The organism is Paracoccus broussonetiae (assembly GCF_031854425.1).
Taxonomy (GTDB): domain Bacteria; phylum Pseudomonadota; class Alphaproteobacteria; order Rhodobacterales; family Rhodobacteraceae; genus Paracoccus; species Paracoccus broussonetiae.
The window spans coordinates 1-16,171 of the sequence record NZ_JAVRQI010000001.1 but is presented as its reverse complement, the minus strand read 5'-3'; the positions used below and the strand labels follow the sequence as shown (position 1 = coordinate 16,171).

Annotated in this window: 15 protein-coding genes; 12 read left to right on the top strand and 3 right to left on the bottom strand. The window is 63.5% G+C overall.

What is annotated here, in order from left to right; genetic code table 11:
• Positions 1-2: 2 nt before the first annotated feature.
• Positions 3-1,109 carry a carboxynorspermidine decarboxylase gene (gene nspC, locus RM190_RS00075; RefSeq protein ID WP_311757345.1) on the bottom strand — a complete coding sequence of 369 codons (1,107 nt, stop codon included), beginning with the start codon at positions 1,107-1,109 and terminating at the stop codon, positions 3-5.
• Between the two features lie 230 nt (positions 1,110-1,339).
• Here nspC and RM190_RS00070 point away from each other — a divergent pair, with 230 nt between their 5' ends.
• Entirely contained in the window at positions 1,340-2,248 is a 909-nt protein-coding gene (locus tag RM190_RS00070) for a VaFE repeat-containing surface-anchored protein (RefSeq protein ID WP_311757344.1), read from the top strand.
• Between the two features lie 25 nt (positions 2,249-2,273).
• Here RM190_RS00070 and RM190_RS00065 read toward each other — a convergent pair whose 3' ends face one another.
• A complete protein-coding gene (locus RM190_RS00065) occupies positions 2,274-2,732 on the bottom strand; it encodes a Fe-S cluster assembly transcriptional regulator IscR (RefSeq protein ID WP_311757343.1) in 459 nt (152 codons plus the stop codon).
• A 162-nt stretch (positions 2,733-2,894) separates the two neighbouring features.
• Between RM190_RS00065 and RM190_RS00060 the strand changes: the two genes are divergently transcribed.
• From RM190_RS00060 to rpsI, 11 genes are all read left to right on the top strand, one after another.
• Positions 2,895-3,554, top strand: coding sequence for an alpha/beta hydrolase (locus RM190_RS00060; RefSeq protein WP_311757342.1), 660 nt, complete (start codon positions 2,895-2,897; stop codon positions 3,552-3,554).
• A gap of 118 nt (positions 3,555-3,672) precedes the next feature.
• Positions 3,673-4,797: an HD domain-containing protein gene (locus tag RM190_RS00055; protein WP_311757341.1), complete on the top strand. Its 1,125-nt coding sequence runs from the start codon at positions 3,673-3,675 to the stop codon at positions 4,795-4,797.
• 138 nt (positions 4,798-4,935) lie between these two features.
• Complete coding sequence (locus RM190_RS00050; protein WP_311757340.1) at positions 4,936-6,150, top strand: NADP-dependent isocitrate dehydrogenase; 1,215 nt, start codon at positions 4,936-4,938, stop codon at positions 6,148-6,150.
• A gap of 198 nt (positions 6,151-6,348) precedes the next feature.
• Positions 6,349-7,017 carry a phosphoribosylformylglycinamidine synthase subunit PurQ gene (gene purQ / locus RM190_RS00045; RefSeq protein WP_311757339.1) on the top strand — a complete coding sequence of 223 codons (669 nt, stop codon included), beginning with the start codon at positions 6,349-6,351 and terminating at the stop codon, positions 7,015-7,017.
• Between the two features lie 103 nt (positions 7,018-7,120).
• Complete coding sequence (locus tag RM190_RS00040) at positions 7,121-8,881, top strand: sensor histidine kinase (RefSeq protein ID WP_311757338.1); 1,761 nt, start codon at positions 7,121-7,123, stop codon at positions 8,879-8,881.
• A gap of 19 nt (positions 8,882-8,900) precedes the next feature.
• Entirely contained in the window at positions 8,901-10,226 is a 1,326-nt protein-coding gene (locus RM190_RS00035; protein ID WP_311757337.1) for a sigma-54-dependent transcriptional regulator, read from the top strand.
• Between the two features lie 429 nt (positions 10,227-10,655).
• The gene (locus tag RM190_RS00030; RefSeq protein WP_311757336.1) at positions 10,656-13,259 is read left to right on the top strand and encodes an Rne/Rng family ribonuclease; all 2,604 of its coding nucleotides are present in this window, start codon (positions 10,656-10,658) and stop codon (positions 13,257-13,259) included.
• A 75-nt stretch (positions 13,260-13,334) separates the two neighbouring features.
• Positions 13,335-14,078 carry a cytochrome c biogenesis CcdA family protein gene (locus RM190_RS00025; protein ID WP_311757335.1) on the top strand — a complete coding sequence of 248 codons (744 nt, stop codon included), beginning with the start codon at positions 13,335-13,337 and terminating at the stop codon, positions 14,076-14,078.
• A 65-nt stretch (positions 14,079-14,143) separates the two neighbouring features.
• Positions 14,144-14,569, top strand: a complete 426-nt coding sequence (locus tag RM190_RS00020; protein WP_311757803.1) for a PaaI family thioesterase — start codon at positions 14,144-14,146, stop codon at positions 14,567-14,569.
• Positions 14,570-14,713: 144 nt separating this feature from the next.
• Positions 14,714-15,178, top strand: coding sequence for a 50S ribosomal protein L13 (rplM, locus tag RM190_RS00015; protein WP_142663526.1), 465 nt, complete (start codon positions 14,714-14,716; stop codon positions 15,176-15,178).
• Between the two features lie 2 nt (positions 15,179-15,180).
• Complete coding sequence (rpsI, locus tag RM190_RS00010) at positions 15,181-15,660, top strand: 30S ribosomal protein S9 (RefSeq protein ID WP_311757334.1); 480 nt, start codon at positions 15,181-15,183, stop codon at positions 15,658-15,660.
• Between the two features lie 328 nt (positions 15,661-15,988).
• On the opposite strand, the gene RM190_RS00005 is transcribed toward rpsI, so the two are convergent.
• Positions 15,989-16,171 (bottom strand): hypothetical protein (locus RM190_RS00005; RefSeq protein WP_311757333.1); only part of this gene is annotated, 183 nt, incomplete at its 5' end.

The window sequence follows — 16,171 nt, the reverse complement described above, 5'->3', positions numbered from 1 at the left end:
TTTCAGGACAGGCTGGATTTGTAGTCGTCGTAGGTGAACCGGCGGACTTCGCGGATCGTTCCGTCTTCGTCGCGGATCGCGATCGAGGGCATGGCCACGCCGTTGAACCAGTTCTTCTTGACCATGGTGTAACCCGCGGCATCCGCGATGCTGATGCGGTCGCCGACCTTCAGCGGCGCGGCAAAGCGGCCCTCGCCGAATATGTCGCCGGCAAGGCAGGTCTTGCCCGCCACCTGATAGGGATGCTCGCCTTCCTGCGGCAGCTTCGCGGTTTCACGATAGATCAGCAGGTCCAGCATATGGGCCTCGATCGAGCTGTCGACGATGGCGACATCCTTGCCGTTATGGATCAGGTCCAGCACCGTGACCTCAAGCGAGGAGGAGCGGGTGATGCTGGCCTCGCCCGGTTCCAGGAACAGCTGGACGCCGAATTTCGCCTGGAACGCCTTTAGCCTCGCGGCCAGCCGGTCCAGCGGATAGCCGTCGCCGGTGAAGTGGATGCCGCCGCCAAGGCTGACCCAGTCGAGCTTCTCTAGGAAGCCGCCGAACTCGGCCTCGATCCGGGAAAGCTGCGCGTCGAACAGGTCGAAATCGCCATTCTCGCAATTATAGTGAATCATCACACCGGAAATGCGGTCCAGCGCGCTTTCCAGCCGCGGCAGATCCCATTCGCCAAGACGCGAGAAGGGACGTGCCGGATCGGCAAGGTCGAAGCCGCTGGTCGAGAAGCGCGGGTTCAGGCGCAGGCCCATCTTGATCCCGCGGTCCTTGGCCTTGCCCCCGAAACGGTCAAGCTGGCCTAGGCTGTTGAAGATGATCTTGTCGGCGTAGCCCAACGCCTCGTCGATCTCGCCATCGGCCCAGGCCACGGAATAGGCGTGGGTTTCCTTGCCGAATTCCTCGTGCCCCAGCCGCAGTTCGAACAGGCTGGAGGAGGTGGTCCCGTCCATGAACGGTCGCATGAAATCAAAGGCCGACCAGGTGGCGAAGCATTTCAGCGCCAGCAGGCATTTCGCGCCCGAATGCTCACGCAGATACTGGACACGCTCCATGTTGACCCGCAGCTTGGCAAGGTCGATCAGGTAATAGGGGGTCTGAAGACCGGACATGATGCGTATCCCTTCGCAAGCGCGGATCGAAGAAGCGCTCATTTAGGCTTCCCCCGCGGATTTCGCAAGGAACGGTGACGTGGCGATGACGCTGATGTCGCGCGACTTCCACGGAAATCAGGCCGCCGGAACTGCCGTTATTTGTGGCAGCCCGCGTATTCCCGGCGGCGGGGCGCCAGTGCGCTGCACGATGCTTGATCGGAAAGGCCGCCGGCGTTAGCGATTTGGGTATGACAGATCGCAGACATAATGTGCTTATCGTGCTCACCGTCGCGGTTGTGATCGCGGGCGTGCCCCTGCAGGCAGTCAATGCGCAGGAGGGGATCGTTCTTGGCAGCAAGGTGGTCGAGGATTCCGACGACAACCGCTTCTTCCTGCGCACCGGAGGGATCGCGCGGGATGACGTGATCTACAAGGGGCTCACGCCTGGTCAGCGCTACACGCTGGCCGCGCAGCTTTTCGACGTCGCGAAGGGCGAGACGGTGGGAGAGCCCACTTTCGCCGGGCTGACGCCCGAGGCGGCCGAGGGCAGCACCAGCTTTCAGTTCCCGGTCCCGCCGAACCGAACCCGGTTCAATATCGACTATGCCGTCTACCTGACGCTGTACGAAGGCGAGGTTGATGCCACGTCGATGGCCGGTGCCAGATCGCTTGCCGAGATCCGCGATACCAAGGGCGAGGCGACCGTCATCCAGGTCCATGCGGTCCAGCGCGTGACCGTGGCCGCGGCGGACGCCGCCGACGGAGACCAGTCCCTTCCGGGACAGGGCGGCATCATCCGTGCGACCGTCGACTATGAAAATCTCGTCGAAGGGTATCACTACACGCTTTGGGGTGAGTTGCTGAAACCGTCGGGGCAGGCGACAGGGATCTATGCCAGCATCCCCGATTACGCGCCCGAAGGCAAAAAGGGCAGCGTCACCATGGAGTTCACGGTGCCCAAGGGGTTCGAGGGAGTGGCGCTGGTGCCCTCGATCGGGCTTTATCACAAGTCACGCGTCGGCATCGACGACAAGGGCGTGCTTTACGTCCTGCCCGATGCGAAAGTCCCGGTGATGATCGCTTCGGACCCGAACCTGAACGTCCCCGCAAAGACGGTGGCCATCGGCACGCTGTTCGAGGACCTGCCCGCCGAGTGACGCCGCCCGCACAGGTTGCGCCGCGTCAGTCGTCGACGATGGACAGGATCTTCGGCAGGGCCGGGCAGGGCAGAAGCTGGTTTTTCGCCACGTCCGCAAGCGTGTGGTTGTGCAGGAAGACATAGACATGGGCCGACAGGCTTTCCCACAGCCGGTTCGAGAGCGTCTGTGCGCGCGACCCAGAAATCCCGCCCGATGCGCCCGCGCCGACATGCATGGCGCTGACGGTTTCGTCCACGGCTTCAAGGATGTCGGCGACGCGGATCGTCTCGGGTGTCTTGGCCAGACGATAGCCGCCACCGGGACCGCGCACGGATTCGACAAGCCCGGCGCGCCGCAGCCGGACAAACAGCTGCTCGAGATAGGGCAGCGAGATGTCCTGGCGTTTCGAGATCTCCGCCAGCGACGTCAGGTCATCTCCCTTGGCGATCGCCAGATCGGTCAGGGCGACCATGGCATAGCGCCCTTTGGTGGACAGCTTCATCTTGACCTCCATAGCCATTGCATTGACGCAATGGGATCTCTTGGGCTAATCCGCTTTGCCGACTTTTGATTGCGTCTTGCCTATGCCGGGCGCGCTTCCCAGATTGACGATCTAGAGCCGCGCCGCCACAGGGTCAAGAAACCCGAGTTTCAAAGGAAGCCCATGCCCGAACTGATTTTCCCCGGTCCCGAAGGTCGTCTTGAGGGGCGCTATCACGCGCAAGCCGCCCCCGACGCCCCCATCGCCATCATCCTGCACCCGCATCCGCAATATGGCGGGACGATGAACAACCGGGTCGTCTACAACCTGCATTACGCGTTCCATCGCATGGGCTTTACCGTCATGCGGTTCAACTTCCGCGGCGTCGGTCGCAGCCAGGGCGAATTCGACCAAGGCATCGGCGAGCTTTCCGATGCCGCCTCGGCGCTGGATTACCTGCAGGCGATGAACCCCAACAGCAAGCATTGCTGGGTCGCGGGCTTCAGCTTCGGCGCCTGGATCGGAATGCAGCTGCTGATGCGGCGCCCCGAGATCACCGGCTTCATCTCGGTAGCACCCCCGGCGAACATGTATGACTTCAGCTTCCTTGCGCCGTGCCCGTCTTCGGGGCTGATCATCAACGGGACCGCCGACCGCGTGGCCCCGCCCAAGGACACCAATACGCTGGTGGGCAAGCTGCGCGAGCAGAAGGGCATCACCATCACCCATGAAGAGATCGAGGGCGCGGATCACTTCTTCCGCGATGACGAGGTCCACATGAAGCCGATGATCGACAAGGTGCAGACCTATGTCCGCCGTCGCCTGACGGAAACCACGCGCTGACGGATACGCGCGCCCCGGCGGGTCCGGGGTGCGCGGCTGTCCGACTTTCCGGTCCATTGCTTCTGGCATCTGCCCGCGCTTCGCGATAGGAGCGGGGCGAAACGCAAAGGAGCCGCGCATGAGCGATCTGACCGCCCGTTTCAGTTTCCTGAACGAAGCCGACCGGTTGAAATCCGTCGATCGCGCGAATGTGCTGATGGACCTGTCCCGTCCCGAGAACAGCGCCGAGCACAGCTGGCATGTCGCCCTTTACGCGCTGCTTTTCGGCGGCAGCGACCGCGCCATCGCGATGATCCTGCTGCATGACCTGGTCGAGATCGACTGCGGCGACCACCCGATCCACCTGCAGCACGACACGCTGGCGGTCGAGGCCGCCGAGCTGGCCGCCGCCGAACGGCTGTTCGGCCTTCTGCCCGACGGCGCGGCGCTGCTGGGGCTTTGGCGCGAGTTCGAGGCGGGCGAGACCGCCGATGCGCGTCTTGCCAAGCGCATGGACCACGTCCAGCCGTTGTTCCAGGTCCTTTCCGCGCCCAAGCCTTTGTCGGATCATCTGGAGATCGTCGAAGGTAACATGACTGCGGGGCGCGCGGCACGCCTGTGGCAGGAATGGCCCGAGGTAATGGAGGCTGCGCGCGCCATCCGCGAACGTCGACCCGTGTCTGGCGAACTGGCCGGGACGCTGGTTTTCCTGGCCGAGGCCGACCGTCTGAAATCCGTCTATCGGGCCAGCACGCTTTGCGACGCCTCGCGCCGTGAAAACAGCGCCGAACACAGCTGGCACCTGGCGCTTTATGCGCTGGTCATGGCGCCTCTGGCCGGGGCGGATGTGGATATCGGCCGCGTCATCCGCATGCTGATCCTGCATGATCTGGTCGAGATCGATACCGGCGACGTGCCGCTGCATTCGCAGAACGGCGCCGCCCATCACGGCGCTGCGCAGATGGCGGCGGAAGAGGCCGCGGCCGACCGCCTGTTCGGGATGTTGCCCGTGGAACAGGGACGCGAATTGCGCGCGCTGTGGAGCGAGTTCGAGGCAAACGAGACCCCGGACGCGGTCTTTGCCAAGTCGCTCGACCGTGCGCAGCCGGTGATGCAGAATATCCGCTCGGGCGGGGGAAGCTGGATCGAATACGATGTCACCTATGACCAGCTGGTCGAGCGCGTGGGCCTGCGCATCCAGCGCGGCGCGCCCGCCATCTGGGACTGGCTCAGCGAAAGCTCTCGCGTCTATTTCACCCGCTAGCAGCGGGCAGCCCGCGGTGCCCGCCCAAGGTGCCGCGGCACTTCGCCGGGCTTTGGTATGCAAACGTATACCGGCCTTTCCTTTGCCCCGGTTTGCCGCTATAGGGCGGTCAGCCGAATCCAACCAAAGGGACCACCCATGTCGAAGATCAAGGTAGAGAATCCTGTCGTCGAACTCGACGGCGACGAGATGACCCGGATCATCTGGGATTTCATCAAGCAGAAGCTGATCCTTCCCTATCTGGACATCGACCTGAAATATTACGATCTGGGCATCGAGGAGCGTGACCGCACCGAGGACCAGATCACCATCGACGCCGCCAACGCGATCAAGCAATATGGCGCCGGCGTGAAATGCGCGACCATCACCCCCGACGAGCAGCGCGTCGAGGAATTCGGCCTGAAGAAGATGTGGAAGTCGCCGAACGGCACCATCCGCAACATCCTTGGCGGCGTGATCTTCCGCGAGCCGATCATCTGCAAGAACGTGCCGCGTCTGGTCCCGCACTGGACGAAGCCGGTCATCGTCGGCCGCCACGCGTTCGGCGACCAGTACAAGGCGACCGATTTCCGCTTCCCCGGCAAGGGCAAGCTGACGATCAAGTTCGTCGGCGAAGATGGCGAGACCATCGAGCACGAAGTCTTCCAGGCGCCGTCCTCGGGCGTTGCCATGGCGATGTACAACCTCGACGAGTCGATCATCGACTTCGCCCGCGCGTCCCTGAACTATGGCCTGCTGCGCGGCTTCCCGGTTTACCTGTCGACCAAGAACACCATCCTGAAAGCCTATGACGGCCGCTTCAAGGACCTGTTCCAGAAGGTTTATGAGGAAGAGTTCGAAGAGCAGTTCAAGAAGGCCGGCATTCATTACGAACACCGCCTGATCGATGACATGGTGGCCTCGAACCTGAAATGGTCTGGCGGCTATGTCTGGGCCTGCAAGAACTATGACGGCGACGTGCAGTCGGACACCGTCGCGCAGGGCTTCGGCTCGCTGGGGCTGATGACCTCGGTCCTGATGACGCCCGACGGGAAGACCGTCGAAGCCGAGGCCGCCCACGGCACCGTGACGCGCCACTATCGCGAGCACCAGAAGGGCAACCAGACCTCGACCAACTCGATCGCGTCGATCTTTGCCTGGACCGGCGGCTTGAAGCACCGCGCGAAACTGGACAGCAACGAAGCGCTGATGAACTTCGCGACGACGCTGGAAAAAGTCACTGTGCAGGCGGTCGAGGACGGCCACATGACCAAGGACCTGGCGCTGCTGGTCGGTCCGGACCAGAAATGGCTGACCACGATGGGCTACCTGGAAAAGGTCGACGAGTACCTGAACAAGGCGCTCGCGGGCTGATCCGCCGCCACTGCGATGCTAAGGCCGGGGTTTTCCCCGGCCTTTTTCTTTTCCCGACCCGATCCGCGGGTTGCGGCGTCGGGTTTGGGTATTTGGAAAACGGTGAATGGACACGCGCGCGCGAGATTGCGCAAAGGCGGCTTAACAGTTCGGCCGCATTGCAGTAAGGGAAGCGCAGCAAAACCCGGAGTGCCCGCCATGAAAGCTGCCGTCATCACTTTCCCCGGTTCGAATTGCGACCGCGACCTTTCGGTTGCGCTGGCGCAGGCGGGGGCCGATGTGACGCGGGTCTGGCACAAGGACGAGGCGCTGCCGGCCGGCACCGATCTGGTCGCCGTGCCGGGTGGTTTCTCATTCGGTGACTACCTGCGCTGCGGCGCGATCGCGGCCCATTCGCCCATCGCCAATGCCATCCGTGCGCATGGCGCGAAGGGTGGCTATGTGCTGGGGATTTGCAACGGTTTTCAGGTTCTGACGGAACTGGGCCTGTTGCCCGGCGCGCTGATGCGCAATTCCGGCCTGAAATTCGTCTGCCGCGAGGTTGCGCTGCAGGTCGCCACCGCTGCGAGCCCGTTTACCTCGGGCTTTGCCGCGGGCGAGGTGATCCGGGTTCCGGTCGCCCATCATGATGGCAATTACCAGATCGACGCCGAGGGGCTAACAGCCCTGAAGGCCGAGGATCGCGTCGCCTTTACCTATGCGCCCGGCATCAATGGCGCGGTTGAGGATATCGCCGGGGTGCTGTCCTCGAATCGCCGGGTTCTGGGCATGATGCCCCATCCCGAGCGCGCCGCCGAACCGGCGCATGGCGGCACCGATGGTGCCAAGCTCTTTGCCGCGCTGGTTCAAGAGCTGGCCAAGGTGTGACTTGAGCGCCTGAGTTTCGCGCATTAGATTGGCTTGTCCCCCAAGCGGGGTTGGCCGGAGGTTCATGCAGGACGACGATCTTTCCCCCGGGGATTCAACCGGAATGGCTGAGGCCGGCAGGACAGGCGCGTCCGGCCGGTGGGGTCTGCGTGGCATCATCGCCGCGCTGATGGTTCTTGCCGTTGGGACGATCTGGTTCACCAACAGCTGGCTGACGGCGCGTTTCTCGGAAACGACGCGGGTGCGGACCGAGTTGCGTTCGGCGCTGTATATCGGGAACCTGCTGTCGGAATTGCAGCGCACCTCGGTGGTGCCGCTGCTTCTGGCGCGCGATCCGGCGTTGATCTCGGCGCTCACCGGGAACGATTTCTCGACCACGTCGTCGCGGCTGATTTCGGCGCAGAAAGAGATCGGCGCGGCCTCGATCCGGCTGCTTGACGCCTCGGGGCGGACGGTCGGGTCGACCGATCGGAACCTGCTTGGCACGAATTACGTACAAGAGCCGTTCTATGTCGAATCCCTGCGTTCGAAGGACACGGTCTTTACCGTTTCCCCGTCGCCGCAGGGGGCCTATGAATTCGCCTATTCCCGGGCCGTGGTCTCCGAGGGGCGGACCTTGGGCGTGGTGGTGGTCGGGGCCGACCTGACGCGGCTTGTGCGGTCCTGGGCCGGAATTTCGGATGCGATCGCGGTGACGGACAGTTCGGGGCAGATCATCCTGTCGACCGAACCGCGCTGGCGCGGGCTGACCTTGCCCGAGGCGCTGTCGGTGCGTTCGGCGCCCTCGGCAATCTCGCGCGCGTTCCAGGTCACGGCCGACTGGACCTCTCCGCCCGTCGATGCCTATGTGCAGGGCAAGGCCGTGATGCAGGCCGAGACGCGGATCCCCTTCCGCGGCTGGAAGATGATCGCCTTTACCACCTACGATTCGGTGCGCGAACGGGTGAATGCGGTCCTGGCCATGGTCATCATGGCATTCGCCATTCTGCTGGCCGCCGTCTTCTATCTGCTGTCGCGGCGCGCGCGGGTGGAATCCGCGGCCTATATGCGTGAATCTGCGGATCTGCGGGCGCTGAACCTGCGCCTGACACGCGAGATTGCCGAGCGCGAACGGGTGCAGAAGGAATTGCGCGTGGCCGAGCAGACGGTGCAGCAATCCTCGAAGCTGGCCGCGCTTGGCGAGATGTCGGCCGGCGTCAGTCACGAGCTGAACCAGCCGCTTGCAGCGATGAAGACCTATCTGGCCGGGGCTCGTGTGCTGCTGCAACGGGGCCGCGCCGAGGAGGCGCTGTCCAGCTTCCAGCGCATCGATGACCTTGTCGAGCGGATGGGCGCGATCACCCGGCAACTGAAATCCTATGCCCGCAAGGGCGGCGAGGCGTTCGAGCCGGTCGATCTGCGTGCGGCGCTGTCCAGCGCACTGGTCATGATGGAGCCGCAACTGCGCAACCGCACCATTCGACTGCAGCGCCATATCCCGCGCTATCCGGTCATGGTGATGTGCGACCGCATCCGGCTTGAACAGGTGATCATCAACCTTTTGCGCAACGCGATCGACGCCATCAAGGCCGTCCGCGACCCCACGATTGCGATCAGCGTCAGTTCGGGGTCTCACGCATTCTTGTCCGTCCGCGACAACGGTCCGGGCGTTTCCGATCTGGAAAAACTCTTCGAACCCTTCTTTACCACCAAAAAGCCCGGCGAAGGGACGGGCCTTGGGCTGGCGATCTCTTCTGGGATCGCGGCTGACTTCGGTGGTCGCCTGACGGCGCATAACGCCGAAGGTGGAGGGGCCGTATTCGAACTGGAGCTGCCATTGCACGAACCTGGCCACAAGGGCCGGTCGCAAATGGCCGCCGAATGAATAGAAAGGTGATGCGCCCATGAGCCGCACGATGAAGATTGCAGTTGTCGACGATGAACCGGATATGCGCGAGTCGATCCGGCAATGGCTGGCACTTTCCGGCTTCGAAGCTGAAACCTTTCCCAGCGCCGACGACGCGCTGAAGGTGATTGCGGCCGACTGGCCCGGGATCATCATCTCGGACATCCGGATGCCGGGCATCGACGGGATGGCCTTCCTCAAGCGGCTGATGGGCATCGATTCCGGGCTGCCGGTCATCATGATCACCGGGCATGGCGACGTGCCCATGGCGGTCGAGGCGATGCGCATCGGTGCGATGGACTTCATGGAGAAGCCCTTCAACCCCGAACGCCTGACCGAGCTGGTCAAGAAGGCCGCGCAGGCGCGCCGCATGACGCTGGACAACCGCGCGCTGCGCCGCGACCTGAGCGAGGGTCAGCAGGTCATGTCCAAGCTTATCGGCGCAAGCCCGGTCATGGACCGCCTGCGCGAGGATATCCTTGATCTGGGGCAGGCTGACGGCCACGTTCTGATCGACGGCGAGACCGGCACCGGCAAGACGCTGGTCGCGCATGCGCTGCATGCCGTCGGGCCGCGCGCCTCGAAGAAGTTCGTCCCGATCTCTTGCGCCGCCTATAATGACGAGGTGCTGGCGGCAAAGCTGTTCGGTCCGGTCGAGAACGGTCTTCCCGCGGTCGAGGAAGCCCGGGGCGGGACGCTGTGCCTTGAGGATATCGAGGCGCTGTCCGATCCGCTGCAGGCGCGGCTTCTGGCCTTTATCGCCGAGCAGGGCGTGCCCGCGGAAACCCGCATCATCGCCATTTCCAACGCACGGGGCGAAGGTCGCCGGGCCGAGGATTCGCTGAGGCCCGATCTTTTCTATCGCCTGACCGCGCTGAAGATCACCCTGCCGCCGCTGCGTTCGCGCGGTGAGGACATCCTGTCGCTGTTCACCCGCATGACCGAACAGTTCAGCGAGGAATATGGCTGCGAGCCGCCGCAGGTCACCGCGCAGGAGGCCGCGCAGCTGCTGCAGGCGCCCTGGCCGGGCAATGTTCGCCAGCTGATCAACGTGGCCGAGCGCGCGGTCCTGCAGAACCGCCGCGGTTCGGGGTCAATCGCCTCGCTGCTGATGGCCGATGGCGAAGATACGCAGGAAGCCACCACGACCGAAGGCAAGCCGCTGAAGGAATACGTCGAAAGCTTCGAGAAGATGCTGATCGACAACACCATGCGTCGCCACAAGGGCAGCATCGCCGCGGTCATGGACGAACTGTGCCTGCCGCGCCGGACGCTCAACGAAAAGATGGCGAAATACGGGCTGAGCCGCAGCGATTATCTGTAAGCAGGGCGGATGCGCGCCGTTTCAGGTGAAAAACCCATTGTAACGGCGCGTCCTTCCCCGCTATCTTCGCGGTAAGGGGCGCTTTCGCAACCTTCGGTTGTTCGTCCCCAACAGTTTCGCAGCGCGACTGCCTCCTGCGGCCTCATTTTGCGCCGTCGGCTAATCGCGCGGGAAAATCGCGCCCATGCCCCAAGGGGCCTCTGGGCATCCGTGATCGCCGCCCCGACCGCCTTGACGGCGCAAGGGGCGAAGAAAGGTAAACAGACGCGATGGATCGCGCAGCGCAGCTTGATCGTGAACGGTGCCGGGGATTTGTCCCGGGCGCCGCGATTGCTGCTGCTCGCACGGTGTATCGCGATCTCTCATTGTGCGGCCGTCCGCCAGGACCGCGCTTGCGCGGTACAAGCCGGCCGCCCGAAAGTCGGAAACATGTCAAAGAAAATGCTGATCGACGCCACGCATGCCGAGGAAACTCGGGTTGTCGTGGTCGATGGAACCAAGGTCGAGGAGTTTGACTTCGAGACCGTCAACAAGCGGCAGCTTGCTGGCAACATCTATCTGGCAAAGGTAACGCGGGTCGAACCCTCGCTTCAGGCCGCGTTCGTGGATTACGGTGGAAACCGCCACGGCTTCCTGGCCTTTGCCGAAATCCACCCGGATTATTACCAGATCCCCGCCGCCGACCGTAAGGCGCTGATCGAGGAAGAGCGGCAGGCTGCCGCTGCCGAGAACGAAGAGGCCGAAAAGCCCAAACGCAACTCGCGCCGTCGCAAGGGTGCCAAGCCCGCCGCCGCCGACGCGGGCGATGCCGTCGTGTCCGAGGACATCGCAGGCATGGCCATCGTTGACCCCGCAGAAGGGGGCGATGACAGCGCAGGCCCGATCGAGACGACCGAATCCGGTGCGTCCGAAAGCGCCGCCGAACATGTCGCAGACGACCACGAGCAGCACGACGAGCACGAGGAAGACGGCATCGAGTCGGTCGCCGAAGAGGACGTGGCCGAAGAGATCCAGGTTCCGAAGAAGCCGCGCGCGCGCCGCTACAAGATTCAGGAAGTCATCAAGGTCCGGCAGATCATGCTGGTCCAGGTCGTCAAGGAAGAGCGCGGCAACAAGGGTGCGGCGCTGACCACCTATCTGTCGCTGGCCGGCCGCTATTGCGTGCTGATGCCGAACACGGCGCGCGGCGGCGGCATCAGCCGCAAGATCACCAATGCCGCTGACCGCAAGAAGCTGAAGGAAATCGCCAGCGAGCTGGAAGTTCCGGAAGGCGCGGGCCTGATCATCCGCACCGCGGGCAGCCAGCGCACTCGGACCGAGATCCGGCGCGATTACGAATACCTGATGCGCCTGTGGGAGCAGATCCGCGAACTGACCTTCAAGTCGATCGCCCCGGCGCCCGTCTATGAGGAAGGCGACCTCATCAAGCGGACCATCCGCGACATCTATTCGAAAGAGATCGACGAAGTTCTGGTCGAAGGCGACCGCGGTTATCGCACCGCCAAGGACTTCATGAAGATGATCATGCCGTCGCATGGCAAGAACGTGAAGCACTATACCGACCAGATGCCGCTGTTCGCGCGTTTCCAAGTCGAAAGCTATCTGGGTGGCATGTTCAACCCGGTCGTCCAGCTGAAATCGGGCGGCTATATCGTCATCGGCGTGACCGAGGCGCTGGTCGCGATCGACGTCAACTCGGGCCGGGCCACCAAGGAAGGCTCGATCGAGGATACCGCGCTGAAAACGAACCTGGAAGCGGCCGAGGAAATCGCCCGCCAGCTTCGCCTGCGCGACCTTGCCGGCCTGATCGTGATCGACTTCATCGACATGGAGGAGCGCAAGAACAACGCCGCCGTCGAGAAGCGCTTCAAGGACAAGCTGAAGACCGACCGTGCGCGGATCCAGGTCGGCCGCATCTCGGGCTTCGGCCTGCTGGAGATGTCGCGCCAGCGCCTGCGTCCGGGGATGCTGGAATCGACCACGCAGCCCTGCGCGCATTGCCACGGTACCGGCCTGATCCGTTCGGATGACAGCCTTGCGCTGACCATCCTGCGCGCGATCGAGGAAGAGGGCACGCGCAAGCGCTCGCGCGAGGTTCTGGTCAAGGCGCCGGTCGCGGTCGCCAACTTCCTGATGAATGCGAAACGCGAACATATCGCCGGGATCGAGACGCGCTATGGCATGTCGGTGCGGGTCGAGGCCGATCCGGTCCTGATCTCGCCCGATTACGCGATCGAGAAGTTCAAGACCGCCATCCGCAACGTGCCGGAAGTGGTGTCGCCGGTTGTTTCGGTCGATGCCAGCCTGATGGCGCAGATCGATGACGAGGACTTCGCCGAAGACGAGATCGAGGAAGACGACGTCGCGGTCGAGGCGCCCGAAACCGAGGCTGTCGCCGACGTTGCCGTTTCCGACAGCGACAATGGCGATGCCGGCAGCAAATCGCGCCGTCGCCGCCGTCGTCGCCGTCGCGGGGGCAAGTCTGGCGAAGGTGAAGGTGCGAATGCCGAGGCTGGTGATCTGGCCGAGGCGGACGATGCCGACCTGGCCGAAGGGGACGAGGGTGCAGGCGACACCGCCCCTGACGCCGAAGAGGTGCCCGCACCCGTCGAGGCGGTCGCAGCCGTCGAGCCCGTTGCCGAGGCCGCGCCCGAAAAGCCGAAATCCTCGCGCCGCCGTTCGCGTCGCAAGGACGTCGAAGTTGCGGTTGAGGCCGAGCAGGTCGAAGCCGTGACTGTCGCTGAACTTCCCGCGGCCGAGCCGGTCGAATCCCCGGAAGCTGCCGCGGATGCCGCGTCACAGCCCGCCGAACCGGCCTCGGCCGAGCCGGCCCCCGCGGAAGCGCAGCTTCCGGAACCGACCGTGCAGCCGGCCCCCGAGGCCGAGCCTGCCCCGAATGCAGAACCGGTCGCGGAAACCGCGGTCGAACCCGCCCCGCAGCCGAAAAGCGAGCCCGCGCCCGAACCGGTGCCCGCCAACGGGAACGGGGACGAGAACCGGCCCAAACGTCGCGGCTGGTGGTCTTTGGGCTGAGTCTTTGACGACATGACATAAGTTTGAGGGGCGCGGGACTTTCCCGCGCCTTTTTCATCGCGCAATCTGCCCGCCATGATGGGAATCGAACTTGCAGATGCCGCCTTCCTGCCTGCCGCGATGGTCGCGCTGCTGGCCGGGATCTTGTCCTTTCTGTCGCCTTGCGTGCTGCCGATCGTGCCGCCCTATCTGGCCTACATGACCGGGGTGGGGGTCGGCGGGCTGAAGTCGGGCGAACGCAGCGCGGTTGTCCCGGCGCTGTTCTTCGTCCTGGGCCTGTCGACCGTCTTCCTTCTGATGGGGATGGCGGCATCCGCCTTTGGCCGCATGTTCCTGCAATGGCAGGATCTGCTGTCGCGCGGAGCGGGGCTGGTGGTCATCGTTCTGGGCCTGCACTTCCTGCATGTCATCCGCATCCCCATCCTGGACAGCGAAGCACGGCTGGAGACCGGAGATCGCGGCGGCAGCGTCTTCGGGGCCTATATCCTTGGCCTCGCGTTCGCCTTTGGCTGGACGCCCTGCATCGGGCCGCAGCTTGGCATGATCCTGTCCCTTGCCGCGACGGGCGGCGAGGCGGGCAGGGGGGCCTCGCTTCTAGCCATCTATGCGCTGGGTCTGGGCATTCCCTTCCTGCTGTCGGCAATCTTCATCAACCGGGCCATCGGGGTGATGAACCGCGTGAAGCCCTATCTGCGCCTGATCGAGCGTATCATGGGCGTGCTTCTAGTCGTGGTCGGGCTTGCCCTGCTGACGGGCGCCTTTCCCGTCTTTGCCTACTGGTTGCTGGAAACCTTCCCCTGGCTCGCGATGCTCGGGTGATCGCGTCTTGGCCCTTGCCCTTCCGGGCGGGGGCGGCAAACCTGCGCGGGCAGGCGGGGGGTGCGATGACATTGGCGATGACCACGGAAGAGTTGAACGCTTTCCTTGAGCGTGCCTTCCCGCAGGTGGCGGGGCAGATCAGGGTCGAAGCCTCGGATGCGGACAGGATGATCTCGCGCCTGGTCGTGGATGACGCCCATCTCCGCCCCGGCGGCACCGTCAGCGGCCCCTCGATCTTCGCGCTTGCGGATGTGACCATCTATCTCGCCATCCTTGCCCGGATCGGAGAGGTGGCGCTGGCCGTGACCACCAACGCCTCGATCGACTTCATGCGCAAGCCTGCATCCGGGCGCGACCTGCTGGCGGAATGCCGCATCCTGAAACTGGGCCGAACCCTTGCCGTGGGTGAAGTCCTGGTGCGGTCGGAAGGTGGCGCGGATCCGGTGGCACGATGTTCAATGACCTACTCGATTCCGCCAAAAGGCCGGTGAAAGCGGGGCTTGTGTTGCGGTATATAAATACCTATTTCGCAACGCATTGATTTAAATCGAATAAATTGCGCTCAACGCCCTTGATTCAGATCGCGGTTTCGCCGATACACCCGCATCTCGAATTACACCCCCAAAGGGACGACCATGAAAACCTATACCGCGAAACCGGCGGAGATCGAGAAGAAGTGGATCCTGATCGACGCCGAGGGCGTCGTTCTGGGCCGTCTTGCAACGATCGTTGCCATGCGCCTGCGTGGCAAGCACAAGCCGACCTTCACCCCCCACATGGACATGGGCGACAACGTCATCATCATCAACGCCGACAAGGTGCAGATGACCGGCGACAAGCGCGATGCCAAGAAATACTACTGGCACACCGGCCACCCGGGCGGCATCAAGCACCGCACCGCGCGTCAGGTCCTGGAAGGCGCCCACCCCGAGCGCGTCGTGATCAAGGCTGTTGAGCGCATGATCTCGCGCAACAAGCTGGGCAAGCAGCAGATGACCAACCTGCGCGTCTATGCCGGCGCCGAGCACCCGCATGAGGCTCAGCAGCCCGAAGTTCTGGACGTCAAGTCCATGAACGCCAAGAATACCCGGAGCGCATGATCATGGCCGAAGACATCAAGACCCTCGACGACCTGAAATCGGTCGCCACCGTGGCGGTTGCCGAAGCCCCCGTCCGTGAAGCTCAGCGCGATGCGCTGGGTCGTGCCTATGCCACCGGCAAGCGTAAAGACGCTGTCGCCCGCGTGTGGGTGAAACCGGGTTCGGGCAAGGTTGTCGTCAACGGCAAGGACATCGCGGCTTACTTCGCACGTCCGGTGCTGCAGATGATCCTGCGCCAGCCCTTCGAGGTCGCGGGCGTTGTCGGCCAGTACGACGTCTATGCCACCGTTGCCGGTGGTGGTCTGTCGGGTCAGGCCGGTGCGGTCAAGCACGGCATCTCGAAAGCCCTTCAGTTGCACGAGCCGTCGCTGCGCGCCGCGCTGAAAGCTGCCGGCTTCCTGACCCGCGACTCGCGCGTCGTCGAACGGAAGAAATACGGCAAGGCGAAAGCCCGTCGCTCGTTCCAGTTCTCGAAGCGCTGATCGGCACTTTGCGAATTATGGAAAACGCGGTCCCTCGGGGCCGCGTTTTTCATTTCCGGATCGCGAAGGAGGCGTCGCGATTCTCTGCAACCGGTGCGGTCAGGGTTATGGCGGCGATTCCTCGCGATTTCTGACCGGACCGGCTGCGGCATGGGCCGGAGCGCCACCTTGATTCCATGAGGGGGTGGGGCAGGGCGCGCGCAGGGCCAAGATCTGTCTCCGTATCCCGTGACAGCAAAATGACGGAAAATCAGACGTTTGATGATTTTCTTCTCCATTGTGGTGATTTTCTTCTTGCAAGGGTGATTGGGAGTCCCTAGATACGCCTTCACCGAGACGGCGACGCTGGCTCGGGACGGAATTGAGCGGCTCGGAAGTGTTGCTTGATCTGGGACAATTCGGGAAGAGATGGCTTGACGGCGCCACGAAGGAAATGGCGCGGTTCGGTTTGTTTTTTATCCCCTGCTTTTTGACATTGCGAGATATCTGAAGAGATATGCGGGCGGTCTGG

Excerpts from the sequence above, each read along its gene's own strand:
- nspC (WP_311757345.1), bottom strand. The coding sequence starts at position 1,109 with ATGTCCGGTCTTCAGACCCCCTATTACCTGATCGACCTTGCCAAGCTG.
- RM190_RS00070 (WP_311757344.1), top strand. The coding sequence starts at position 1,340 with ATGACAGATCGCAGACATAATGTGCTTATCGTGCTCACCGTCGCGGTT.
- RM190_RS00065 (WP_311757343.1), bottom strand. The coding sequence starts at position 2,732 with ATGAAGCTGTCCACCAAAGGGCGCTATGCCATGGTCGCCCTGACCGAT.
- RM190_RS00060 (WP_311757342.1), top strand. The coding sequence starts at position 2,895 with ATGCCCGAACTGATTTTCCCCGGTCCCGAAGGTCGTCTTGAGGGGCGC.
- RM190_RS00055 (WP_311757341.1), top strand. The coding sequence starts at position 3,673 with ATGAGCGATCTGACCGCCCGTTTCAGTTTCCTGAACGAAGCCGACCGG.
- RM190_RS00050 (WP_311757340.1), top strand. The coding sequence starts at position 4,936 with ATGTCGAAGATCAAGGTAGAGAATCCTGTCGTCGAACTCGACGGCGAC.
- purQ (WP_311757339.1), top strand. The coding sequence starts at position 6,349 with ATGAAAGCTGCCGTCATCACTTTCCCCGGTTCGAATTGCGACCGCGAC.
- RM190_RS00040 (WP_311757338.1), top strand. The coding sequence starts at position 7,121 with ATGGCTGAGGCCGGCAGGACAGGCGCGTCCGGCCGGTGGGGTCTGCGT.
- RM190_RS00035 (WP_311757337.1), top strand. The coding sequence starts at position 8,901 with ATGAGCCGCACGATGAAGATTGCAGTTGTCGACGATGAACCGGATATG.
- RM190_RS00030 (WP_311757336.1), top strand. The coding sequence starts at position 10,656 with ATGTCAAAGAAAATGCTGATCGACGCCACGCATGCCGAGGAAACTCGG.
- RM190_RS00025 (WP_311757335.1), top strand. The coding sequence starts at position 13,335 with ATGATGGGAATCGAACTTGCAGATGCCGCCTTCCTGCCTGCCGCGATG.
- RM190_RS00020 (WP_311757803.1), top strand. The coding sequence starts at position 14,144 with ATGACATTGGCGATGACCACGGAAGAGTTGAACGCTTTCCTTGAGCGT.
- rplM (WP_142663526.1), top strand. The coding sequence starts at position 14,714 with ATGAAAACCTATACCGCGAAACCGGCGGAGATCGAGAAGAAGTGGATC.
- rpsI (WP_311757334.1), top strand. The coding sequence starts at position 15,181 with ATGGCCGAAGACATCAAGACCCTCGACGACCTGAAATCGGTCGCCACC.